Here is a 24,763-nt window from a genome sequence, read left to right as displayed (position 1 = left end):
TGATCAATAAACATCAGTAGTACGTCTCTATGTAGCCTACATTCTCTCTACGTCCTGCAGGCGCAGCACAAGTGCCTGCTCCAATTACTCTTATTCTTATTTTTGCATTTGCTGCGACAAGCACTGTTGCAAGATAAGCTTTCCCGGAATCTGTACCTACATCGAACTCGAATTGGTTGGTGTATTTATCGCAAACTGGCTTATCCACGTGCGTATCGACAGTGATGACGACGGCAGTATTTACGACAGCGATTCCGTGAACCAACCCCTCTCCCGTGCCAGCGGGTGCCGGAAATGTTGAAGCTGCAAGCGTCGAAACAACCGCGCAATTAACAATTATATTCCTCAAATATCTCATTGGTATTCTCCAAAACTTGTAAGGAAAAAATGATGGCCTTAAGTTTAAAACAAATATGGGAGAGACAAGGAAGGGCTGCGCAGGCGGTTGTATGGTCTTGAGGTGAACGGTTAATCTACTCCTTGTTGCAAGTGTAATCTGAATAAACAATTAAAAATCTATTACGAACCATAAGGCAGTCTCTCGATCGCCCCACACTCTGCAAGTAGAATCTCCAGTAACTGTAATGCGTTTCTTACTATTAGCAGCGATGAGCAATAGGGCGTATTTGTTTTTTCCTTCTTGGGTAGTACTATCAAAGGCAAAATCCCTGCTGAACGCACCAGACCCGCAGGGAGGGGCATCGTTATGGGTGTCTACAGTAAATATTATGATACCGTTGATAAAAGCGTAAACGTTGTGAACCAGCCCTGAACCTGATCCCGCGTGCGCAGAGATGGGTAGTATGGATAGTATTGAAATAGTGATATACCTTAGGGCTCCCATTAATATTCTCCTTTTTATATTATGAACCAATCGAGAAGATCTAATTCAGCAATAGATATATGCTTGGCCCAATGTCGGTATTGGCGTTCGGCTCTTCATAAAAGCGCTGCACCATTTCGATATCTGTTGCGCTGAGCCTGCCATCGCCGATCCATTTCGGATTGCAGTAATTCATCACAGAAACCAAATCCCACGCGCCAACCAGCAGATCGCCATTGGTACCTTGCGCTCCTTGGTCGTGGTCGCACGCGCCTGGTGGGGTATCCGGTCTGTTTTGTTCGTGGGCGAACCCGAGGGCATGTCCGAATTCATGGACGGCGATTTTTCTGATGCAGTCAGCCTTTGTCCTCTGACAACCAGGGCTCCATTGTGTGAACTCGAAATTCAGTTGAATGCCGGGATTTAAATTTTTCAATCGGGTCCCCAAGCCGTAAGTTGCCGGACCCTCTTCGTTGACAATGATTGTAATTCCACCGTTTGGGACCTCACCCACGCATCGATCCCATCCGGTGAAGCGGATCGACGAGGCAGCCTCCCATGTGTCAGCCACCGCTTGTCTTACGATGTCCCGCTGCACTGCATATTGATTAAATGTTTGGGGCTGCATATTCCAGCAAGTCGGTATGGGAGCTATCGGCCATAGAACCGCGGTGAGGGGATATCCTTTTTCCTGGTTGGGGCTGCGAGCGCTCACCAGTGAAAAAGTCCAGCCACTATCCCCGTTAGCGCCGCTTGCGATCAGCAGGTTGCAGGCAGCGAAGGCTGCGATAAAAAGATGGAAACGAGACATGCGGACTCCATTCGATCTTTCGCAAATGATGCTCATGAAGAGGTCAACCGGATGCGGCCGTCAATATTACTTTGGTAGGGGATCTCTTGCCTCATCCCCTACCAATATGCAGGGGGAATTAGTGCTGGATATTTGAGATCGAAGCCTTGCCTATCAGGAACACGTTGTCGATATACTCAAAACAACCTATTTGAAGGACAAGGAAGGGTTGCGCAGGCGGCTCTACGGTCTCACCTCCTAGCAAGGATGCACAATGCTCGATCCCGTCATCAACTTCTTCAGCCGGATTTTCTATCTGATCGGACGTGGCATCGGCTATGCGGTCGGTATCATCCTGTGGCCGTTCCTGTGGGCAGGGCGCTGGTACACCCAGCGCGGCTGGATCCTGAAGACAGTCGTGGGTGCGATACTCATTCTCTGGGTCGGGCTTTACGGATATTTCTTCTGGGTCACGCAGGTCTGGACGAATTTCAATCCGGACTACGTCGCCGTCTATAATTTCGACAAGCGTGATGTAGCCGCCGGCGAACCGGTTGCTGCGCAAGCCGTCGGAACGGCACCCAAGAGCTGCGCCCGTTCGGCCATTGTCGAAGTTACGGCTGACCTCACCGATTTCAACGTGAACCAGAATGCTTGGATTTCCTCCATGCTGCTGTTCAAGCTCGGCTTCTTCGGCATGTCGTGGGACGATACGCCTTTCCTCGACAACAAGGCGGCGTTCCAGCGCGGCATCAACTCAGCCGTACGCCGTACGGCAGTCGAGCTTGTCGACACGCTTGGCCGTATCCGCGGCACATCGCAGATCGACAATGATCTGCAGAAGGCCCGCGGCAATCTGCAGTTCACCGAGGATGCATGGTATTTTGGCCTGAACCCCTTTGGCCCCAAGACGCCGACCCCGAGCTATTACCGTTCGGCGGTCAAAGACCTCAGGACTTTCAATTCGAAGTTGGAAGCCTGCAATGCCGTATTCGATGCGCGTGCCGACAATCTCATGCAGTTCATCGACCGTATTGCCAATGATATCGGCTCCACCTCCGCCATCCTGAAGGATCGCTCGGAGAAGAACAATTATGGCTGGTTCGATACCCGTGCGGATGACCGGTTCTGGTTCGCCTATGGCCAGCTCTACGCCTATTACGGCCTGATGAATGCGGCAAAGGTCGACTTCAAGCAGGTCGTGCAGCAGAAGAATCTGGCACCCCTGTGGGATGGCATGGATGGACAGCTCCGTTCGGCACTCAACATAACGCCATGGATCATCGCCAATGGCAGCGAGGGCGGTTGGTTGTTGCCCAACCATCTGACAACCATGGGTTTTTATATCCTGCGCGTGCGCTCCAACCTGATCGATATCAAGCAGGTTCTGCAGCAATAAGTGGACTTGGGCGGGTAAAATGCTATATTTAGCCTTGGAGTGAGGGCGAGCTTTCGCCCACCCTCTTTCCTGGTTACATGAAACGGATCCGGATGGTCAATTGCCAGTGACGCCGGATCCTTTTCATTTCCAGGGTGATGCTGAAGGGTTTAAACCACATCGCTCCACCTCCAAGTTTGAGAGCATGGCTGATGCCGCAGCCGGAGCAGCCCATCTCCTCCGATACACCGCTGGCCCGGTGCTGTTGCTTTTGCCCTCAACACGTCCATTGATGATGAAGTGCGACCGGTTCGGCAACGAACGGGGAGTTGTGTCGCGATAGGTACCCGGTTGCAGGTCGATCAAACCGGCAGGTATGCGGTTTCCTTGACTTTTTTGGCAACGAGGGCGGATGGTTGTTGCCCAACCATCTGACAACCATGGGTTTTTATATCCTGCGCGTGCGTTCCAACCTGATCGATATCAAGCAGGTGCTGCAGCAATAAGTGGACTTGGGCGGGTAAAATGCTATATTTGACCTTGGAGTGAGGGCGAGCTTTCGCCCACCCTCTTTCCTGGTTACATGAAACGGATCCGGATGGTCACCTGCCAGTGAGTCCGGATCCTTTTCATTTCCAGGGTGATGCTGAAGGGTTTAAACCACATCGTATCACCTCCAAGTTTGAGAGCATGGCTGATGCCGCAGCCGGAGCAGCCCATCTCCTCCGATACACCGCTGGCCCGGTGCTGTTGCTTTGCCCTCAACATGTCCATTGATGATGAAGTGCGACCGGTTCGGCAACGAACGGGGAGTTGTGTCGCAATAGGTATCCGGTTGCAGGTCGATCAAACCGGCAGGTGTGTGGTTTCCTTGACTTCCTCCATGACGGCATAGGTATGCGTTTCGCGCACGCCCGGCAGCGACAGCAGGGCATCGGAGAGAAAGCGGCGGTAGTGCTCCATGTCCGCGACACGCGCCTTGATCAGGTAATCGAAACCGCCGGCGACCATGTGGCATTCCATCACGTCGGGGTTGCGCCGTGTCGCAGCCGCAAAAGTGGCAAAAACATCCGGGGTAGTGCGGTCCAGCTTGATTTCCACGAAGACCAGCATTGCGCGGTCGAGCTTTTTCGGCGACAGTCTGGCGGTGTAGCCAAGGATATAGCCGTCCCTTGTCAGACGCTTGACCCGTTCCGTGGTCGCCGTTTGCGAGAGGCTGATACGCTCGGATAACTCGGTGTTGGAGAGCCGCCCGTCCTTCTGCAGCTCGCGCAAGATGCGCCGGTCAAGGCTGTCCAGGTTTTTCATCTCTAAAATACCCCATATTTTTAGTTTTTTGCGCTGCTTTGTGAGCGTTCATTGGTGAGAAGAACCAAGTGGAATAGATTATATGGGAAAAATCAATAAGGGGAAGCCTGATGACCAGACCATTGCCGTCTTCAAACGATTTTACTGCGCCATATGCTGTCGATGATCAGCAACTGGTGGCATCTTTGCTGAAAACCATCGCCCTGCCGGAAGACGTCAACCGCCGTATCGATGCACGTGCCAGCAAATACATCGCCACGATTCGCAAGGAAGCGAGTGGCATCGGCGGTGTCGAGGATTTCCTGCGCGAGTATGGCTTGTCCACCCGTGAAGGGCTGGCGCTGATGGTTCTCGCCGAAGCCCTGCTGCGCGTGCCGGATGCGGCAACGCAGGACAAGCTGATCGAGGACAAGCTGAAGCAGGGCAAGTGGTCGGAGCACGAGCCGAGCGGCGATACGTGGTTTGTATCGGCATCGGCCTGGGCGCTTGGCCTTTCCGCCAAGGTGATCAAGCCGGGCGAGACGCCGGAAGGGGTGATTTCCTCGCTGGTCAAGCGTATCGGCCTTCCCACGGTCCGCACCGCCACCAAGCAGGCCATGCGTTATCTCGGCCACCATTTCGTTCTCGGCGAAACCATCAAGGATGCTCTGAAGCGCGCTGCCTCGAATGAAGCCAAGGGTTATCGCCATTCCTTCGATATGCTGGGTGAGGGCGCCCGCACGCGCAAGGACGCGCGCGGCTATTTCAAATCCTATTCCGATGCCATCGACGCGATCGGCCGGGCCACGGGCAACAAGAAGCTGCCGGATCGCATGGGCATTTCCGTCAAGCTCTCCGCCCTGCATCCGCGTTATCTCGCCACGCATCATGATCAGGTCATGGCCGAACTGGTGCCGGACCTCTTGGCATTGGCGCAGAAGGCCAAGTCCTACGATCTCAATTTTACCGTCGATGCCGAAGAAGCCGACCGGCTTGAGCTGTCGCTGGATGTGATCGACCGCGTCTTTGCCGATCCGTCACTGGACGGCTGGGACGGATTCGGCCTCGCCATTCAGGCCTATCAGAAGCGGGCGCTTGAGGTGATCGACCACATCGACCGGCTGGCTGCGCGCCACAACCGCAAGATGATGGTGCGGCTGGTCAAGGGAGCCTATTGGGATACGGAAGTGAAGCGGACGCAGGAGCGCGGTCTGCCCGATTACCCGGTGTTCACCCGCAAGCCTGCAACCGATGCGTCCTACATGGCTTGCGCCAAGCGCATGCTTGACGCCCGGCCCCGCATATTCCCGCAGTTTGCTACCCACAATGCGCTGACGGTCGCCATGATCCTGGAAATGGCCGGCGGCGACAAGACCGGTTTTGAGTTCCAGCGGCTGCATGGCATGGGTGAAAGCCTCTACAAGCAGATCACGGAAAAGGACGAGAAAATCGCCTGCCGCATCTATGCGCCGGTTGGCGGCTATCGCGATCTCCTGGCCTATCTGGTTCGCCGCCTGCTCGAAAACGGCGCCAACTCGTCTTTCGTGTCGGTGGTCGGTGACAGCAATGTACCGATAGCGGACCTGCTGGTACGCCCGGCGGAAAAGCTCAATGACGGCAAAGGCTATCGTCACCCGCATATCCCGCTGCCTGCCAAAATCTATGGCAAGCGTACCAATTCGGCCGGCGTGGAACTGGGTGACCGCAAGGAACTGGCCGCCCTTTTGAGCGGGATCGCCAAGGCATCCCGCACGGTCAACGCTGTTCCGCTGATCGACGGCGTGAAAGCTGCGGGCAAGGCCCAGAATGTGATTTCGCCGGTCAATGGCGCGACCGTCGGAACGGTTGTGTTTGCGACGGCGGACGAAGCGGCAAAGGCCGTCGGCATTGCCAAAAGGGCTTTCGTCTCGTGGTCGCGTGTTCCGGTGGAAACCCGCGCCAAGGCCCTGGAAAAGGCGGGTGACCTTCTGGAGAACAATCGTGATCTGCTGATGGACCTTCTCTCCCGTGAAGCGGGCAAGACGCTCGATGATGGTATTGCCGAAATTCGCGAGGCGGTGGATTTCTGCCGCTACTACGCTGCCGAGGCGCGCCGTCAGTTTGCAACCGACAAGGCCATGCCCGGCCCGACAGGCGAAGACAACAAGCTGCGTCATCGCGGTCGCGGTGCCTTCGTCTGCATCAGCCCGTGGAATTTCCCGCTGGCGATTTTCCTGGGTCAGGTCACGGCGGCCCTTGCTGCGGGGAACACCGTGGTGGCGAAGCCGGCGGAACAGACGCCGCTGATCGCCTATGAAGCCATCCGGCTTCTCCACGAAGCGGGCGTGCCGAAAGATGCCGTGCTTTATGTCCCGGGTGACGGCTCGGTCGGTGCGGCGTTGACATCCCATGCGGATATTGCCGGCGTTGCCTTTACCGGCTCGACCGACACGGCCTGGGCCATCAACCGCACGCTGGCGGTGAAGAAAGGCCCGATTGTTCCGCTGATCGCCGAAACAGGCGGCCTCAACGGGATGATCGTCGATGCCACCGCCTTGTCGGAACAGGTTGCCGACGATGTTGTCATGTCCGCCTTCCGTTCTGCTGGCCAGCGCTGTTCTGCGTTGCGAATCCTCTACCTGCAGGAGGATATCGCCGATAACATGCTCGAGATGATCGAAGGCGCGGCACGTGAGTTGACGCTTGGCGATCCCTCGCTGGCCTCCACCGATATCGGCCCGATCATCGATCAGACGCAGCGCGACATGCTCGCAGCCCACATTGCCGCGATGCGCAAGAGCCAGAAGGTTCGCTATGCCGGTACTGCACCGGACGAAGGCCTGTTCTTTGCGCCGCATATCGTTGAACTCAATCATGCGGAAGCGTTGGAGAAGGAGGTGTTCGGGCCGGTTCTGCACGTGGTGCGCTGGAAAGCCAAGGATCTGGACAAGGTGCTCGACCAGATCGCCTCGACCGGTTACGGCCTGACCTTCGGTCTGCACACGCGCATTGAGGCGACGGTCGCCAAAGTCATCGACCGGCTCGACATCGGCAATGTCTATGTCAACCGCAACACGATCGGCGCGGTTGTCGGGACGCAGCCCTTCGGCGGTTCGGGTCTTTCCGGCACAGGTCCCAAGGCGGGCGGTCCGTCGTACCTGACGCGGTTTGCGCTGGAACAGGTGGTCTCGGTCAACACGGCTGCGGCCGGGGGCAATGCCAGCCTCATCGCCATGGGCGAATAAGCGGGAAAACGGCTGAAATCAGATGCGCGATTGGGGATAGTGGGGCACTCACTATCCCCAATTCGCTTCTACGATGCTATTTGGCGTATTCAGAATGGTAACCGATAAATAGGGCGCAACCCTAAAATGGGGAGGATATGCCGATGGCTGTCGTGAAGTCCGATATTGAGATCGCCCGCGCTGCAACCAAGAAACCGGTTTTCGAGATAGGTGCAAAGATTGGCATTGCGCCGGAACACCTCGTTCCCTACGGGCACGACAAGGCAAAACTCTCGGCGGAATTCATCCGCTCGAAGCGCGGTGCTCCGGATGGCAAGCTGATCCTCGTGACGGCGGTCAGCCCGACACCGGCCGGTGAAGGCAAGACGACGACGACCGTCGGTCTCGGCGATGGTCTCAACCGCATCGGCAAGAGCGCGATTGTCTGCATCCGCGAGGCGTCGCTTGGACCCTGCTTCGGTGTGAAAGGCGGCGCTGCCGGCGGCGGCTATGCGCAGGTCATCCCGATGGAAGACATCAACCTGCATTTCACCGGCGATTTTCACGCCATCACCGCGGCGCACAATCTGCTGGCAGCCCTGATCGACAATCACGTCTATTGGGGCAATGAACTCAATCTCGACACGCGCCGCGTAACCTGGCGGCGGGTCATGGACATGAACGACCGCGCGCTGCGCGACATCGCGTCTTCCCTGGGCGGCGTGGCCAACGGCTTTCCGCGTGAATCGGGTTTTGACATCACGGTTGCGTCGGAAGTCATGGCCATTCTCTGCCTTGCAACCGATCTCGAAGATCTCGAGCGGCGGCTGGGCGATATCATCATCGGCTATCGTTTCGACAAGACCGCCGTCTATGCCCGGGACCTCAAGGCCGACAAGGCGATGGCCGTCCTCCTGAAGGATGCCATGCAGCCCAATCTGGTGCAGACGCTGGAAAACAATCCGGCCTTTGTGCATGGCGGCCCCTTCGCCAATATTGCCCACGGCTGCAACTCCGTCGTTGCCACCACGACCGCGCTCAAGCTTGCGGATTACGTGGTGACGGAAGCCGGTTTCGGTGCCGATCTCGGCGCAGAGAAATTCTTCAACATCAAATGCCGCAAGGCGGGATTGAAACCGGCCGCCGCCGTCATCGTTGCCACGGTCCGCGCCATGAAGATGCATGGCGGCGTTGCCAGGGACGATCTCGGTCTTGAGAATGTTGCTGCGGTGAAGGCGGGCTGTGCCAATCTTGGCCGCCACATGGAAAATGTGCGGCAGTTCGGTGTGCCTGTTGTCGTGGCGATCAATCATTTCAGCGCCGATACGGATGCCGAGATCGAAACCGTGAAGAACTTCGTCGCGGCCCATGGCGCGCAAGCCATCCTGTGCAAACACTGGGCGCTGGGATCGGCCGGGATCGAAGAGCTGGCGCACAAGGTGGTGTCTCTCGCCGAGAGCGGTTCGGCCCAGTTCTCGCCGCTCTACGAGGATGAGCTCTCCCTGTTCGACAAGATCGAGACGGTGGTCAAGCGCATCTATCGCGGTGCGGAGGCGGATGCCGATGCCAGCGTGCGGGAGCAGTTGCGGCAATGGGAGGCCGCCGGATACGGCCATCTTCCTGTCTGTATGGCCAAGACGCAATATTCGTTCTCGACGGATTCGCACCTGCGCGGCGCACCGGTCAATCACGTGGTGCATGTGCGGGAGGTGCGCCTTTCGGCTGGCGCCGGTTTCGTCGTCGCGATCTGCGGTGAGATCATGACCATGCCGGGTCTGCCGAAATCGCCTTCGGCCGAACGCATTCATCTCAACGGGCAAGGTTTGATCGAAGGGCTGTTCTGAGCGATTTTCAGGCCGGCGATTTTTGCTGTTGCAAGCGCCGCCGCGTAACGCTAACAATCACCGCCATGAACACGTGCGTTATTATGTCAAATGGCTGGTGGTGGGCTCGCTGATCGCGGCCACGCAGCCTTTTGCACGCATGTAAAGGGATCAGGGCCGCAACGGGTTTTCCGGGCGGCCTTTTTGTTTGACCGCCAGAAGCCCGCAAAGCCAAATGCAACGGAGTGGAAATGATGATGCATAGAATTGAGGGCGACGTGGAAATTTTCGACACGGCAGGCGGTGTTACCATCTCCCGGTCACGCATTGCGACTGCCTATGCCAGCGCCATCGACAGCTATGTCGACGGGCTGGATGAACGGCGCGGGGCAGTTTTCTCGTCCAACTATGAATATCCCGGCCGCTACACGCGCTGGGATACGGCCATTATCGATCCTCCGGTTGTCATCACCTCCAACGGCCGGCATATGACGATCGAGGCGCTGAACAAGCGCGGTGAAATCCTGTTGCGCCCGATCCACAAGGCGGTTTCGGCCCTTGCCGAAGTGTCGATTTCTGCCGCAGGCGCAACGAAGCTCGATCTTGAAATCGCCCTGCCGAGCCGTCCGTTCACCGAAGAAGAACGCTCGCGCATTCCTTCGGTTTTCACGGTGTTGCGCGGCATCGTCGCCCTGTTCTTCAGCGAGGAGGATGCCAATCTCGGCCTGTATGGCGCGTTCGGCTATGATCTCGCGTTCCAGTTCGATCCGATCCAGTACAAGCTGAAGCGGCCGGACGACCAGCGCGACATCGTGCTCTATCTGCCGGATGAAATTCTGGTTGTCGATCACCACGCCGCCAAGGCATGGCTCGACCGTTATGAATACGCGTTCGAGGGCGCTTCCACGGAAGGCCTGTCGCGCGAAACCGAAGCCAGGGCATTCAAGCCGACGAGCACGATTCCGGGTCGCGGCGACCACAATCCCGGCGACTATGCGGAACTCGTCAAGAAAGCCAAGGAAAGCTTCAAGCGCGGCGATCTCTTCGAAGTGGTGCCGGGCCAGACATTCTACGAGCGCTGCGAGACCAAGCCTTCGGTCATTTCGCGCCGTCTGAAAGCCATCAACCCGTCGCCCTATTCCTTCTACATCAATCTGGGCGACAATGAATATCTCGTCGGCGCTTCGCCGGAGATGTTCGTGCGCGTCGTTGGCCGCCGTATCGAGACCTGCCCGATTTCGGGAACGATCAAGCGTGGCGAAGACGCGATTGCCGATGCCGAGCAGATCATCAAGCTGCTCAATTCCAAGAAGGATGAGTCCGAACTCACCATGTGCTCGGACGTGGACCGCAATGACAAGAGCCGGGTGTGCGAGCCGGGTTCCGTGCGCGTCATCGGCCGCCGCCAGATCGAAATGTATTCCCGGCTTATTCACACCGTGGACCATATCGAGGGCCGTCTGCGCGAGGATATGGACGCCTTTGACGGTTTCCTGTCGCACGCGTGGGCTGTGACGGTGACGGGAGCGCCAAAGCTCTGGGCCATGCGCTTCATCGAAGAAAACGAGCGCAGCCCGCGCGCCTGGTACGGCGGTGCCATTGGCATGGTCAATTTCAATGGCGACATGAACACCGGCCTGACCCTGCGCACCATCCGCATCAAGGATGGTATCGCGCAGGTGCGGGCGGGAGCGACACTGCTGTTCGATTCCATTCCGGAAGAGGAAGAGGCGGAAACCGAACTCAAGGCTTCCGCGATGATTGCGGCGGTGCGCGAGGCGCACAAGAGCAATATCCCTGTGGAAGAACGCGCCGTTGCGCGGGTCGGCGAGGGGCTGTCGATCCTGCTTGTCGACCACGAGGATTCGTTCGTCCACACGCTCGCCAACTATTTCCGGCAGACGGGCGCCACCGTGACCACTGTTCGCACGCCGGTACCCGATGAAATCTTCGACCGGTTGAAACCTGATCTGGTGGTGCTTTCGCCGGGGCCGGGCACGCCGGAGGATTTCGATTGCAAGGCAACGATCAAGAACGCACGCAAGCGCGACCTGCCGATCTTCGGTGTCTGCCTCGGCCTGCAGGCACTGGCGGAAGCCTATGGCGGCACGCTGCGGCAGCTGCACGTTCCGATGCACGGAAAACCGTCACGTATCCGGATTACAAAGCAGGGCAGGATTTTTTCGGGCCTGCCGAAGGAGGTCACGGTTGGCCGCTATCACTCGATCTTTGCCGATCCGGTGCGGCTGCCGGATGAGTTCATCGTGACGGCGGAGACGGAAGACGGGGTCATCATGGCGTTCGAACACAAGAGCGAACCGATTGCGGCGGTGCAATTCCATCCGGAATCGATTATGACCCTCGGGCATAATGCGGGCATGCGCATGATTGAAAACATCGTGGCGCACCTGCCGCGCAAGGCCAAGGAGCGAGCTGCCTGATGGAAGGTGAAAACGTCGTCCAGCGACTGGCATTCTGGTCGATTTTCGTCGGCATGGGCGTGCTGGCACTGAAATATGCCGCCTATCACGTCACCGGTTCGGTTGCGCTCTACTCCGACGCACTGGAATCGATCGTGAATGTCGTGGCGGCGCTTGCCGCCTGGTGGGCGATCCGTGTCAGCCACAAGCCCGCCGACCAGAATCACCCGTTCGGGCACCACAAGGCCGAGTATTTTTCGGCGGTGCTCGAGGGCGTGCTGATCGTCGTGGCGGCGCTCTTAATCCTGCGGGAAGTCTGGTCCGCCTGGGAGATGCCCAAGGTCATGGAGGAACCATGGCTGGGTCTGGCGATCAATGGCGGTGCCTCGCTTGTGAACGCCCTGTGGGCCACGCTGCTGATCAGCCGTGCCCGCCGGCACAAATCACCAGCCTTGCTGGCGGACGGCAAGCACATTATGACCGATGTGGTGACCTCCATCGGTGTGTTCATCGGTCTCGTCGGTGCCGTGATTACCGGCTGGACGTTCCTCGATCCGCTGCTTGCGGTGATCGTTGCGCTCAACATTCTCTGGCAAGGCTGGGGTGTGATCGGGTCGTCCGTACAAGGTCTGATGGATGTGGGTGTTCCCTCCGATGAAACCATGCGCATCCGCGACATCATCTCGGCCAATGCCGGCGGTGCGCTGGAGGTGCATGACCTGAAGACGCGCGTCGCCGGGCGGGTGACGTTCATCGAGTTTCATCTGGTCGTTCATGCCAGCATGAGCGTCGGCGACGCGCATGTCATCTGCGACCGCATGGAAAATGCGCTGATGCAGCAGATTCCCGATTCGAGTGTCGTCATTCATGTCGAACCGGAAGAAGAGGCCAAGCTGCCGATCGGCACAGCTGCCGTTCCCTTTGCCTGAGCGACCCAACCTTGTGGGCGAAGCGGGCAAGGCTCCTGGTTGGGGCGGCAATCTGGTGTTTTAAATCCCTTTTTGCGCCACTTCTATTCCCATTCTGTGCTGGGTGAAATCCTGTTTTGTGTATTGTGAAATCCCGTTTTGTATCTTAGGGTCAATTTGCAGGTCGTTCAAGCAGTTGGAAAATGTATCCGAGATTTTCTGCACAAGATGTAAAATCTGCTCTGACGGACAGTCGAGTGGTGCTGATTGCAGGACCGCGTCAGGCGGGAAAATCGACCTTGGCAAAGTCTGTGTCCGACACCTCGAGGAGCTATTTTACGCTCGACGACGCAACGATACTGAATGCTGCCAAAGCTGATCCCAAAGGTTTCATAAGAGGCCTGGATCGCGTGACGATTGACGAGATTCAACGAGCGCCTGGTTTATTGCTCGCTATCAAGGAAAGTGTTGATGACGATCCGCGCCCGGGACGCTTCTTGCTGACCGGTTCGGCCAACATCATGACGCTGCCAACAGTCGCCGATTCCCTCGCGGGACGGATGGAAGGGATTACATTGATGCCGCTGGCGCGGGGCGAAATAAGCGGGCAGAAGCCAACTTTCCTTGAACTGGCTTTTCAAGGCCAGGTGGCGCCGGTTAAGGGAATATCTGTTTCGGGCCCGGAATTAATCGAGATTGTGCTGGCGGGTGGTTATCCCGAAGCAATTGCACGCTCCACGCCAGAGCGACGCACCAAATGGTATCTCGATTATATAAACGCTATCATTCAGCGGGACGTGCGCGACATCGCTGATATCACCCGTATTGGTGACATGCCGCGGCTGATCCGTCTCTTTGCAAACTATTCGGCAAAACTCATCAATTTCAGCGAAATCGGTGCCGCTCTGGCGATGGATCGCAAGACCGTCCAACGCTATCTCGATATTTTCACGGCCTTGTATATCACTCGCACAGTGGAACCATGGCATAACAATCAGATATCGCGGCTGACCAAGTCGCCAAAACTTCACTTTCTTGATAGTGGGCTGCTTGCGTCCGTACTCGGCGTCACAATGGATGGAATCAGGTCAGATCGGAATGTGTTTGGCCACTTGCTGGAAAGCTTTGTTTTTGGCGAGCTTCTTAAACAGGTCGGATGGATGCAGGCGCGAGGAATATCTATTCATCATTTCAGAACGACAACCAGGACCCAGGAAGAGGTTGATTTTGTTCTTGAAGACAATCGGGGCGGGATAGTGGGGATTGAAGTCAAAGCATCTGCTACCGTGCTATCTGAGGATTTTCGTGGAATGCGTAAGCTTTCAGAGGTAACGAAAGGCCGGTTCGTCGCGGGCATACTCATCTATGATGGCGATAAGGTCGTTCCATTCGGTTCCAACATGTTTGCCGTGCCGGTCTCGCATCTCTGGAACTGATGGATATGGTTTGGAGAACTACAAAAACCGGTGCACGGCAGCAACATTTGTCACGCAATGTTTCGAGCTGTCATGATTTTGTTACAATTATATTGACATAGCAGAGCCGCTGAATGACACCATCATCAAGCAAAGCAATTTCTCCATCAATGATGCAGCGCCGGGGGCGTCAGTCAGGGGACACAGGATTTGGCGGCAAGCATCCATTCTCCAGGGAATCGAGCGCCGAAAACGCAGGCAGCGCCGGGCGGACAACCGCGGCTGTTTACAAAATTAGTTAACCTTCAACTGTCAGGATTAACTTATGGGTAAACCGACCCTCTACGCACTTCTCACCGGACTTTCATTGATGGCTGCGGCCTATCCCGCCAGCGCACGGATCATCATCGACTGTGAGAAGCCGGCGGCAGCGAAGGTGGCGGCCCCGGCGAACCCGGTTGATCCGCTTGCGGTTACCGGTAAAACTAACACGGCCGCCTGCGGGCAGAAGCTGCAGGCAGTGGTGCCCGCGCCAGAGAAGGCGCAGCCCATCAATATCGTTGCAACAGGCGGTGCAGGCATGTTGAAAAAGGCAGTGAAGGGCGAGATTCTTCCACAGGGCGAGAACGCGCTGCGGGACGATCTTGCGTTCAAATACCGGCTCTACCGGCCGGATGAGCCCAATGGCGATGCGATGGTTCTCCTGCACGGTTCGGGCCAGGACGAAACCAGCCTTGTTTCCCTCGCCACCAAGATCGCGCCGCATGCGCTTCTGCTCGCCGTTCGCGGCCGGATCATGCAGGATGGCACCAGCCGGTGGTACCGCCGCCTGACGGCGGTCAGCTTCGACCAGAAGGACATTCACGTCGAGGCCAAGGCCTTCGCCGGTTTCCTGAAGCAGGCGACGGAGAAGTACAAGATCGATCTCAACCGCACGACATTCCTCGGCTATTCGAACGGCGCCAACCTGGTTGGCGCGGTGATGATGCTCTATCCGGACATGGTCAAGCAGGCGGTGCTGCTGCGCTCCATGCCGGTGCTGACGGAAAATACCGATGCCAATCTCGCGGGTGCACGGGTCCTGACGGTTTCCGGCGTTGCCGACCAGACCTACGCGCCGTTCGCGCCGGCGCTTGCGACCCTGCTGCGTTCGCACGGGGCAACGGTCGAGGCGAAGTCGATCAAATCCGATCATGGCCTCGGCAATGACGACGTGCGGGTTGTCAGCGAGTGGCTTTCGGGAACGAGCGCTGAGTTGAAGAAGAACTGAGTTCCCTGCGAACACCTCTTGCATCCGGCCGGACAGTCGTTTAATTGTCTGGCCCATGGAAACGCGCCAGACACATTTGTCGTCTTTTGCCAAATCCGCTTTTGCGGGTTTGACCAGCCGCGCCTATCTCCTTCCGCTTCTTCTCGACCTTATCGGCGATCGCCGGGCTCGTTGAGAGGAGCGTCCGGCGGTCGAAAGTGCCGCCAGGCTTTTTGCTCCTTACCCCTTTACAAGACCATTCCAACGCTTGAAAAAGTGCCGCACGAGCGCCAGAGATGCGCAGACGGCCGGAAACGAGAAGCAAATGACCGATATGACCGCTCCCCGCACCATGGGTATGCCCGATGCCCGCAAGAAATATGAACCGTATCCGCTGGTTGATCTGAAGGACCGCCAATGGCCGTCCAAGCGCATCGAAAAGGCACCGATCTGGTGTTCCGTCGATTTGCGCGATGGCAACCAGGCATTGATCGACCCGATGGGCCACGACCGCAAGGTGCGGATGTTCGCCCTGTTGCTCGACATGGGTTTCAAGGAAATCGAGATCGGCTTTCCCTCGGCATCGCAGACGGATTTCGACTTTGCCCGCTGGTGTGTCGAGGAGGGCAATATTTCCGATGATGTATCCCTGCAGGTCCTGGTGCAGTGCCGTCCCGAATTGATCACCCGTACCTTTGAATCGCTGCAGGGCGCGACCAAGCCGATCATCCATTTCTACAACTCGACCAGCGAATTGCAGCGCCGGGTTGTGTTCAACAAGGATGTCGGCGGCATCAAAACCATTGCCACCGATGCGGCCAAGATGATCACCGACATGGCGGCAAAGGCCGGCGGCGGCTTCCGCTTCGAATATTCGCCGGAAAGCTTTACCGGAACGGAGCTCGACGTGGCGCTGGAGATCTGCAATGCGGTCACGGAAATCGTCAAGCCGACCCCTGACAATAAGCTGATCATCAATCTGCCGTCGACGGTCGAGATGTCGACGCCGAATGTCTATGCGGACCGCATCGAGTGGATGTGCCGCCAGCTCGACAACCGTGAAAACCTGATCATTTCATTGCATCCGCACAACGACCGCGGAACGGGCATCGCCACGACGGAACTCGGCCTGATGGCCGGTGCCGACCGCGTGGAAGGCACCCTGTTCGGCAATGGCGAGCGGACGGGCAATGTCGACATCGTCACCCTGGCGCTGAACATGTTCACGCAGGGCGTCGATCCGGAAATCGACTGCTCCGATATCAACCGGATGAAGGAAGTCTACGAATATTCCAATCAGCTGGTGATTCCGGAACGTCACCCCTATGTGGGCGAGTTGGTCTATACGGCGTTCTCCGGCTCGCATCAGGACGCCATCAACAAGGGCATGAAGGCGATCAAGCAGGCCAACAAGACCCTGTGGGAAGTGCCTTATCTGCCCATCGATCCGCAGGACGTTGGCCGCAGCTACGAGGCGATCATCCGCATCAATTCCCAGTCCGGCAAGGGCGGCATCGCCTATATTCTTCAGGCTGACTACGGTTTGAATCTGCCGCGCGGCATGCAGGTGGAGTTCCGCGAGGACATCCAGCAGATCACCGATGAAGAGGGCAAGGAAATGCCGTCCAAGCGGATCTATGAACGGTTCATCGAGCTTTATGTCGATCAGCCGGATGCCCGCCTGAAATTCGTGGATCACCACACCTATCCCGATACGGAGCACAAGGGCATGCGCATCCTCTCGGCCGAGATCACCGATCGCGGTGAGACAAAGCGGATCGAGGGAAGGGGGACGGGCCCGGTCGACGGCTTCATCGATGCCCTGTCGCACTATCTCGGTTTCAAGCTCTCGGTCGTCAATTATTCCGAACATTCACTCCAGCACGGTTCCGACGCGGCGGCTATCAGCTACATGGAAATCGAGCATCCGAACGGCAAGATTTTCGGTGCCGGCATCAACAAGAGCATTGTTGCCGCCTCGCTTGAGGGCATTGTCTCGGCGGCCAACCGCATCATCGGCAAATAAGCCGGATACCTCAAAAAGGCCGCTGCGAAGCGGCCTTTTTCTGTTGGGAGCGTTTCATGCACCAGTTGCACGCAATCGAGATGGGTGAGGGGAAGGGAACACCCGTCGTCTTCCTGCATGGGTTTGGCGGAACCGCCGCCGGCTGGCATGCCGTGCAAACGACGATTTCCGCTGATCATCCGACCCTTGCATTCGATCTGCCCGGCCATGGCGCGTCGCTGGATTACCCCGATGCGGTGACCGCCCGCCATTTTGCGCAGGCGGTTGTTGAGGACCTCAACAGACGCGATATTCCAAGGCTTCATCTGGTCGGCCACTCCATGGGCGGTGCAACCGCCGCGCTGGTTGCCGCCTTTGCCGCTGAAAAAGTGGCCTCGCTGACTTTGCTGGCCCCGGGCGGCTTCGGTCCCGATATCAATGGCCGGTTGCTTCGGCATTATGCGGCGGCCCGAACACATGGCGCGCTTCAGCTGGCGTTGGAGGGCATGTTCGGCTGGCGCAATCCTGTTCCCGAAGAGATGATCCGGCGCGACGTGGACCTGCGCCGCAAGCCGGGACAGATCGAACGGCTCGATGCCATTCTCGCGCGCATGATGAAAGACGGTTTGCAGGGGACTATTCCAAGAGATTTCCTGCAGGCTTTCGCCATGCCGGTCACCGTCGCATGGGGGCGGCTGGACAATGTCTTGCCGGTGTATCAATCGGAAGAGCTGCCGCCGCGTTTCTCAATACATCGTTTTGACGGGGCCGGACATATGCTGGTCGAGGAGATTCCGGACGAGGTCATTCGTCTCATTTCGACAACTGTGCGCACAGGCTGAATTCGGACAAGTTTGTGATGCAACGACGGACGCATATTGTTAATGATGCCTTAACCCCACTTGCCGGAAACGCCTATGAGTGAGATGCACGACAAGATCAGCCCGATGGATGCCAGGCGCAGGCTCGGCGACGCCATTCGCGGTGCGCAGGTGGCAGCGGCGGACCGCGGCGATGTCGTCATCGACATGAAGGAAGCGGATCTCGCCCGGATCGAAATCCTGGCGCAGGATCTGCAGCCGGTTTTCGATGAAGTTCCTGCCGATGACGAGCAGTGGGATTTTGCCATTTCCACCGGCTTGCAGCCGCGCCTGTGGATCGATGCCACCGCGCATGTGATGATGGGCCGGGACAGGCGCACCTATCGCTTTGTCAGGGATACAAGGCTTGGGCGGAGCGTTCTGGCAGAGTCGCCCGAGGTGAAGCCGATCTCCGACGCGGTCACCACCTACATTGCAGAGCGGATCGTCGAACGGCAGCGCATGATGGAGGGCGAACGGGTCAGCCTGCGCTCCGCGGCTGTTGCTGCGCCATCCGGCCCGGCCGAGCCCACCCCGCAATCGGCGGCGGTACCGGCGGTCCCGCTTCGGCAGCACCGCTCGATAGCGAATGATTTCGTCAATGCGGTCATCTGGCTGCTGATCGGTGCTTTCGCCGGTGCTGGCGCACTGCTCGCCTTTTTCTGGGACCGGCTTTCACCCTATTTCTGACGCTCAGGCGGGCGCGGAAACAGCGCCGACGTGAAGCTCGTGCTCGGCTATCGTCCCGATGGTCATGGCGGCGTCGACGATGCCGCGCTCCATCATGCAGCATGACCAGCCGGACGCCGTCTTCGCGATGGCAAAGATGTTGAAACGGGCCGCCGGCTTGTGGCCGCCGAAGCTTTGGCTGGCGGAAGGCACGCAAACAACGGGTATCTTCCAGCCAGGGCCGTCGATTGCGTAGCGTGTCGCCAGATGCGTATGGCCATGCAGCACAAGTTCCGCGCCGTGCCGCCGCACGGTCCGCTGGAACAGGCCGATGCCAAGCAGGCGCTTGTGCGACGGCGCTGCGCCGCGCACCGGCGGGTGATGGATCATGATCACCCGGAACAGGCCGCGCTCGCCGGTTTCATCGAGAATTTCGCCGAGGCGGCGTGCCTGCCGGTCGCGCAGATCGCCGGTCGCCATGAACGGTGCGGTGGCGCGGGCCGATGACACCCCGATCAGGGCGACATCGCCGCGAACCCGCAGGTAAGGGAATTCAACCGGGCGGTGTTCGGCTGCCTCGCGGTCGCCCAGCATCCATGGTGCCCAGTAGCGCCGGGTTTTTTTCAAAGCGCCAGGCACATAGGCATCGTGATTACCGGGGACAACGGATACGTCATGCGGATTGCCCAGGGTTTTCAGCCAGCGTTCGGCGGTCTCCAGTTCCTCATCCAGCGCCAGGTTGACGAGATCACCCGTCACCGCCAGATGGTCCGGCGCCTGCGCCTTCAGATCGGCAACCAGGGTATCGAGCGTACCGCCGGTCATCGAGCCCTTGCGGTTGGACCGCCAGTTGATATAGCCGGTGATGCGTTTTGACACGAGCTCGCGCAGGCTCGGCGCGGGCAGGGGCGACAGGTGAATGTCGGAGATATGTGCAAGACGGAACATTATTTCAGCTTTAAGAGAGTGTAGCGTAGGAATCCAGTGTTAGAACCTTTGTATCGTTACTGGGTTCCCATTTAGAGCCTTTCCTGTTTAAATAGAACCAGTTCTGTTTCCGGGATGGCGAGACAATCCACGCGGAAGGTAGCGAGGCCGATGTTGACCCATCGGACGAAGCTGCCTGACAAAGTGGGTGTCCGCCAGCCGGAAACCCGAAGGGCCGGGTGAATTTGGCCCAATGCCATCGGGCTTCGGCTTCGCCCGATGGAAAGGCATCGGTCTCGCCAAATCCCTCGCCCTTGAACCAAATTCCCTCCGGCAGAACGATTCTATTTAAGCAGGAAAGGCTCTAGGACCGGTGAAATGGCTGACAAAAGCGTGAAATGGCGGCATCGCCTGTTTCACACCTATTTTCTCCTGCGGCGCCCGATGACGTTGGGCGCGCGTGGCGTGATCCTCGACGAAGCGGCGCGGTCGGTTTTTCTCATCAGGCATACCTATGTGCCCGGCTGGCAGTTTCCCGGCGGCGGCGTGGAAACCGGCCATACGATCGAGCACACGCTGGCGAAAGAGTTGATTGAAGAAGGCAATATCGAATTGACGGCCAGGCCGCAGCTTTTTGCCATCTATCACAATGCGCATGCCTCAAAGCGCGACCACGTTGCGCTCTATGTCTGCCGTTCGTTCCGGCAGACCGCACCGCGCCTGCCGGACCGTGAAATCGCCGAGGCCGGATTTTTCCGGCTCGATGCCCTGCCGGAAGGCACCACCGCCGCGACGCGGCGGCGGCTTGCCGAAATTCTCGACGGTGCCGAGATATCGCTCACCTGGTGAGTTCAGAACCGGTCGCGGTCATGGGGCGCGGCAAAATCCAGCTGCGGCCCCTTGGGGATGATGCCCGTCGGGTTGATGGTTTTGTGGCTGCCGTAATAATGCGCCTTGATGTGCAGCATGTTCACGGTCCCGGCCACATCAGGCACCTGATAGAGATCGCGGGTATAGTTGGACAGGTTCGGATAGTCGGCAATGCGCTGCCGGTTGCATTTGAAATGCCCGACATAAACCGGATCGAAGCGCAGCAGGGTGGTGAACAGCCGCCAGTCCGCCTCGGTAACCCGATTGCCCGCGAGATAGCGCTGCCTGCCGAGCCGCTCTTCCAGCTGGTCGAGCGTGGCAAACAGCTGGTCGAACGCTTCCCCGTAGGCTTCCTGCGTGGTGGCAAAGCCTGCGCGGTACACGCCATTGTTGATATTGGGATAGACCAGCGCATTGACGGCGTCGATCTCGCCACGCAGGGCTTCGGGGTAGAAATCCTGTGAGGCATCGCCAAAAGCATCGAACGCCGTGTTGAGCATGCGGATGATTTCGGAGGACTCGTTCGAAACAATGGTATTCTGCTGCTTGTCCCACAGAACAGGCACGGTCACGCGGCCGGAATAGGACGGGTCGGCGCGCGTGTAGATTTCGTGAAGCCGTTTCGAACCGAACAGATGATCCGGTGTGGCTCCATCCACGGCATGGAAGGTCCAGCCTTCGGCGCCCATGAAGTGATCGACCACCGATACGGAAATGACATCCTCGAGCTTCTTCAATGCGCGAAAGATCAGCGTGCGGTGCGCCCAGGGGCAGGCATAGGAAACATAGAGGTGATAGCGCCCGGCCTCGGCCTTGAAGCCGCTCTTGCCGGAAGGGCCGGCAGAGCCATCCGCTGTCACCCAGTTGCGGAACTGCGACTCCGAACGGATGAAGCGCCCGCCGCTGTCCTTGGTGTCATACCACTGGTCGTGCCACTTGCCGTCAATCAGAAGACCCATTTCATACTCCTTGGCTCGCAAACCTGCGTGCAACGGTAACTGCGTTTATTGCCGATTGCCTATACCTAGGGTCAGGACCCATTAATATGATCGAAATGGCGCCTGAAACGGCAAGAAGATGCGAGGAGAGATGCGAAGGGCGGGGTCTTCCCCCGGCCGAGCAGCTCGACACTGCAGCTTGCAGCCGTTTCGGCGTCCGTAGGATACGGTCCATTTGCCCGTCTACATCGTCGCAAAGGACTTGAGAATGGATAAACATTCCCATCGCCTTCGCTCCTTGTATCCAAACAAATGGCCGCGTACCATTTCGACCAGATTAATGGGTCCTGACCCTAGACACAAATGCCGTCCAAACCACCCCGTTCCAGGTGAACAGAGTGTCACTTTTTGCCATGGGCGCACGAAAATTGGTTTACGGCGGGCGGCTGAGATGCTACGCGGAAAAAAAGGAGACATTTTGTGACAGGATTCCTCTTCATCCGACGATGAAACCCGAACCGGCGCTTGAACAGCGCGGCGGACTTTCCTGTGTTGGCCAAAGGCCATTGTCTACTCCTTTATGAAGATACCCAGCATGCTGACCCATGTCGTGACCTACGCGCCGGAAGAACCGGTGCATGACGCTGCCATCGAAGACATCAACAAGGAAGCATTCGGCCCTGGCCGTTTCACCCGTGCCGCTTATCGCATCCGCGAAGGCGGTCCGCATGACCGCACCCTGTCCTTTGTCGCGCTGAACGGCGAGCATGTCGTGGGGTCGGTGCGGTTGACGCCCATCCTGATCGGCAAGACACCGGCGATGCTGCTCGGTCCGCTGGCGGTCCGGCCCGCCTGGAAAAAGCAGGGCATTGGCGCGGCGCTCATGCGCATGTCCATGGAAGCTGCCCGGCTTGCCGGACACAAGCTGGTCATTCTGGTGGGCGACGAGCCCTATTATGCGCCATTCGGTTTCCGCCCCATTGTCGGGCATCAGATCGAGATGCCCGCGCCGGTCGAACCATCGCGGTTCCTTGCCTGCGAACTCACGCCGCGCGCCCTGAAAGACGTGCAGGGCCGGGTGCGGCATGCGGGGATTGACGGTCAGTAGGCCGGTATTCACCGGCCTTCGCGGTACCACATGCTGCCAAGGACAAGGATCATTGCGGCAAGGCCGAGGAAGCCGGAGAACAGCGGCAGGCGGTTGACGCTTTTCAGCACCGTTTCACTGGTTGGGCGCAAACCGATCCAGTTGTCACCGCTGGCACTGGCAAAGCTGCGCGAGGCGACGATGCTGGGCACTTCAATCGATGTCTGGTCTGCGGTTGCCCGCAGGCGGCGGGCACCGCCGCCGGTTTCGCGGGCGAAGCCGTCGAGCTTGGCTGTCGTCGATATGTAATCGGCAAACTCCGGCGCATCGACCGGCCCGACATGGGCCAGCGTCGTCAGATCGCCATTGGCAACCTGAAACAGGCCGATTTCCGTTGTCGGCACCGAGGCGGTGAACACGCCGGGTTCGGTCTCGGTGAGCGGGATGTCCTGTTTCTTGCCGGATGGCGTGATGATGCTGGCCTGCTGGGCGGTCTTCTTCATCGTCTGGCGGCGGATTTCGAGATTGCGGCCACTGCCCGTTGCGGTCAGAGCTTCCTCTTCCAGTTCAGGTTCCTTCATCAGCCAATGGGCAATCCGGCGGTAGAGCGCGGCATGCGGGCCGCCGCCTTCAAAGCCGCGCGCCCACAGCCAGCCCTGATCGGACAGGAACATGCCGACCCGGCCTTCGCCGATACGGTTGAGCACGAGCAACGGCTTGTCGCCGGCATTCATCACGACCGTGCCATCCGGCTTGTTGACATCGATGACACGGAACCAGCGGCTCCACTGCGGCGGTTCCTGCGTGCTGCCTTCAAGGCCACGTGTCACGGGATGGCGTTTGCCGTCGTCGCTCAGACGTGGGTAGAAAGCTTTCTCGGTGACATCGCCTGTCGGCGTTGCCGGCAGGATGGTCAGGAGCGGCGTGTTGGCGATGGAGACATTGCCCGCATATTCGGGGCCGGCGGCAATCAGCAACGCGCCGCCCTTCTGCACATAGTCGTTGATGTAGTCGTAATAGAGCAGCGGCAGCACGTCCCGATGCTGATAGCGATCAAAGATGATGAGATCGAACTGGTCGATCTTCTCAACGAACAGTTCCCGCGTCGGGAAGGCGATCAGCGACAGTTCATTGATCGGCGTGCTGTCCTGTTTTTCCGGCGGGCGCAGAATGGTGAAGTGGACGAGATCCACCGAAGCATCGGATTTCAGCAGGTTGCGCCATGTGCGCTCGCCATTGTGCGGCTCGCCGGAAACCAGCAGTACCTTCAGGTTCTCGCGGATGCCATCGACCATGGCGACGGCGCGGTTGTTGATTTCGGTCAGCTCGTTGGGAACGGCATCGACTGCCAGCTCGACAATATTGACGCCGGCGCGCGGCAGCGTCACCTCAAGCCGCATTTCCTGGCCGATGATGGCATCCTGCGACAACACCTCGTTGCCGTTTACCCGCACGGTGACGCGCGCCCGGCCGCCCTGGGGCTCACCGGCGGCCGTGACCTTGTAGGTCATCTGCTGCGGTTTGCCGGTGATGCCGAAGCGCGGTGCCCGGACAAACTGGATGCGCCGGTCGATCTCGCCCGGACGGCCGGTGATCAGGCCATGGATCGGTGCGTTGAAACCAAGCGCCGCAACATTGTTCGGGATATCGTGGATCTGCCCGTCGGTGATCATGATGGCGCCGCCGATGCGCGAGGGCGGAACATCGCGGAATGCGCCGTTCATGGCCTGGAACAGCCGCGTGGCAGTGGCATCGTCGGTTTCGCTGGCGCGGTTGGTCTCGACGGTCCGCACCTCGAACTGCGGCAGGCGCGCCAGCGCGGCCTGGACCTGCTTGAGCGCCTCGGTCGTATCGGTGGTACGGTCGCCGATATCCTGGCTTTGGCTGCGGTCGGCGATCAGGGCGACGACGCTTTTGAGCGGCTCGCGTTCCTCGTTGATGACAACGGGATTGAACAGCGCCATGGCGAGCGCGGCCACGGCCAGCAGGCGGATCACGCTGCCGCGCTGCCGCAGGTACAGGCCTGCCAGTGCAAGCGCCAGCAAAGGCAGGAGCAGCAATGCCAGAAGTGGGGTCGAGAGCAGGGGCTGGAAATCGAGGGAGAGATACAT

General features: G+C 58.5%; 18 protein-coding genes and 1 pseudogene. 13 read left to right on the top strand and 6 right to left on the bottom strand.

What is annotated here, in order from left to right; genetic code table 11:
• Positions 1-13: 13 nt before the first annotated feature.
• Together ACZ5FP_RS17015 and ACZ5FP_RS17010 are read right to left on the bottom strand one after the other, a co-directional pair.
• On the bottom strand, positions 14-508 hold the full coding sequence (locus tag ACZ5FP_RS17015) for a hypothetical protein (RefSeq protein ID WP_464661365.1): 495 nt from the start codon (positions 506-508) through the stop codon (positions 14-16).
• Positions 509-884: 376 nt separating this feature from the next.
• Positions 885-1,634 (bottom strand): M12 family metallopeptidase, encoded by a 750-nt coding sequence (locus ACZ5FP_RS17010; RefSeq protein WP_464661364.1) that lies wholly within the window; start codon positions 1,632-1,634, stop codon positions 885-887.
• 253 nt (positions 1,635-1,887) lie between these two features.
• On the opposite strand from ACZ5FP_RS17010, the gene ACZ5FP_RS17005 reads away from it, so the two are divergent.
• On the top strand, positions 1,888-3,012 hold the full coding sequence (locus tag ACZ5FP_RS17005) for a DUF2333 family protein (protein ID WP_426137175.1): 1,125 nt from the start codon (positions 1,888-1,890) through the stop codon (positions 3,010-3,012).
• Positions 3,013-3,410: 398 nt separating this feature from the next.
• Positions 3,411-3,497 (top strand): annotated as a pseudogene (locus ACZ5FP_RS17000) (DUF2333 family protein); the annotation flags it as partial.
• Between the two features lie 340 nt (positions 3,498-3,837).
• On the opposite strand, the gene ACZ5FP_RS16995 reads toward ACZ5FP_RS17000, so the two are convergent.
• Complete coding sequence (locus ACZ5FP_RS16995) at positions 3,838-4,299, bottom strand: Lrp/AsnC ligand binding domain-containing protein (RefSeq protein WP_105731999.1); 462 nt, start codon at positions 4,297-4,299, stop codon at positions 3,838-3,840.
• Positions 4,300-4,409: 110 nt separating this feature from the next.
• Here ACZ5FP_RS16995 and putA point away from each other — a divergent pair, with 110 nt between their 5' ends.
• The 9 genes from putA (at position 4,410) to ACZ5FP_RS16950 (ending at position 18,851) form a co-directional block, all read left to right on the top strand.
• Entirely contained in the window at positions 4,410-7,502 is a 3,093-nt protein-coding gene (gene putA / locus ACZ5FP_RS16990; protein ID WP_464661363.1) for a bifunctional proline dehydrogenase/L-glutamate gamma-semialdehyde dehydrogenase PutA, read from the top strand.
• A 143-nt stretch (positions 7,503-7,645) separates the two neighbouring features.
• Positions 7,646-9,325 carry a formate--tetrahydrofolate ligase gene (locus ACZ5FP_RS16985; protein WP_346307475.1) on the top strand — a complete coding sequence of 560 codons (1,680 nt, stop codon included), beginning with the start codon at positions 7,646-7,648 and terminating at the stop codon, positions 9,323-9,325.
• A gap of 236 nt (positions 9,326-9,561) precedes the next feature.
• Positions 9,562-11,745 carry an anthranilate synthase gene (locus ACZ5FP_RS16980; RefSeq protein ID WP_464663332.1) on the top strand — a complete coding sequence of 728 codons (2,184 nt, stop codon included), beginning with the start codon at positions 9,562-9,564 and terminating at the stop codon, positions 11,743-11,745.
• Entirely contained in the window at positions 11,745-12,653 is a 909-nt protein-coding gene (locus ACZ5FP_RS16975) for a cation diffusion facilitator family transporter (RefSeq protein ID WP_464661362.1), read from the top strand. Before ACZ5FP_RS16980 ends, ACZ5FP_RS16975 begins: the two co-directional genes overlap by 1 nt.
• A 182-nt stretch (positions 12,654-12,835) precedes the next feature.
• The gene (locus ACZ5FP_RS16970) at positions 12,836-14,068 is read left to right on the top strand and encodes an ATP-binding protein (RefSeq protein WP_464661361.1); all 1,233 of its coding nucleotides are present in this window, start codon (positions 12,836-12,838) and stop codon (positions 14,066-14,068) included.
• A 304-nt stretch (positions 14,069-14,372) separates the two neighbouring features.
• Entirely contained in the window at positions 14,373-15,317 is a 945-nt protein-coding gene (locus tag ACZ5FP_RS16965; RefSeq protein WP_464661360.1) for an alpha/beta hydrolase, read from the top strand.
• A 304-nt stretch (positions 15,318-15,621) separates the two neighbouring features.
• Positions 15,622-17,322, top strand: a complete 1,701-nt coding sequence (leuA, locus tag ACZ5FP_RS16960) for a 2-isopropylmalate synthase (protein ID WP_464661359.1) — start codon at positions 15,622-15,624, stop codon at positions 17,320-17,322.
• A gap of 56 nt (positions 17,323-17,378) precedes the next feature.
• Positions 17,379-18,143 carry an alpha/beta fold hydrolase gene (locus ACZ5FP_RS16955; RefSeq protein WP_464661358.1) on the top strand — a complete coding sequence of 255 codons (765 nt, stop codon included), beginning with the start codon at positions 17,379-17,381 and terminating at the stop codon, positions 18,141-18,143.
• Between the two features lie 75 nt (positions 18,144-18,218).
• Positions 18,219-18,851 carry a hypothetical protein gene (locus ACZ5FP_RS16950; protein ID WP_464661357.1) on the top strand — a complete coding sequence of 211 codons (633 nt, stop codon included), beginning with the start codon at positions 18,219-18,221 and terminating at the stop codon, positions 18,849-18,851.
• Between the two features lie 3 nt (positions 18,852-18,854).
• Here the strand turns inward: ACZ5FP_RS16950 and ACZ5FP_RS16945 are convergent, their stop codons facing one another.
• Positions 18,855-19,778 carry a metallophosphoesterase family protein gene (locus ACZ5FP_RS16945; RefSeq protein WP_464661356.1) on the bottom strand — a complete coding sequence of 308 codons (924 nt, stop codon included), beginning with the start codon at positions 19,776-19,778 and terminating at the stop codon, positions 18,855-18,857.
• Positions 19,779-20,135: 357 nt separating this feature from the next.
• Between ACZ5FP_RS16945 and ACZ5FP_RS16940 the strand changes: the two genes are divergently transcribed.
• Positions 20,136-20,606: an NUDIX domain-containing protein gene (locus ACZ5FP_RS16940; RefSeq protein ID WP_464661355.1), complete on the top strand. Its 471-nt coding sequence runs from the start codon at positions 20,136-20,138 to the stop codon at positions 20,604-20,606.
• A gap of 2 nt (positions 20,607-20,608) precedes the next feature.
• Here ACZ5FP_RS16940 and ACZ5FP_RS16935 read toward each other — a convergent pair whose 3' ends face one another.
• Complete coding sequence (locus ACZ5FP_RS16935; RefSeq protein ID WP_464661354.1) at positions 20,609-21,586, bottom strand: glutathione S-transferase family protein; 978 nt, start codon at positions 21,584-21,586, stop codon at positions 20,609-20,611.
• A gap of 574 nt (positions 21,587-22,160) precedes the next feature.
• Here ACZ5FP_RS16935 and ACZ5FP_RS16930 point away from each other — a divergent pair.
• Positions 22,161-22,673: a GNAT family N-acetyltransferase gene (locus ACZ5FP_RS16930; protein WP_223612559.1), complete on the top strand. Its 513-nt coding sequence runs from the start codon at positions 22,161-22,163 to the stop codon at positions 22,671-22,673.
• Positions 22,674-22,681: 8 nt separating this feature from the next.
• Here the strand turns inward: ACZ5FP_RS16930 and ACZ5FP_RS16925 are convergent, their stop codons facing one another.
• Positions 22,682-24,763 (bottom strand): hypothetical protein, encoded by a 2,082-nt coding sequence (locus ACZ5FP_RS16925; protein ID WP_464661353.1) that lies wholly within the window; start codon positions 24,761-24,763, stop codon positions 22,682-22,684.

It is taken from the genome of Phyllobacterium sp. T2-21 (assembly GCF_055378485.1).
The sequence above is the reverse complement of the archived record's forward strand: the minus strand, read 5'-3'. Positions and strand labels throughout refer to the sequence as shown.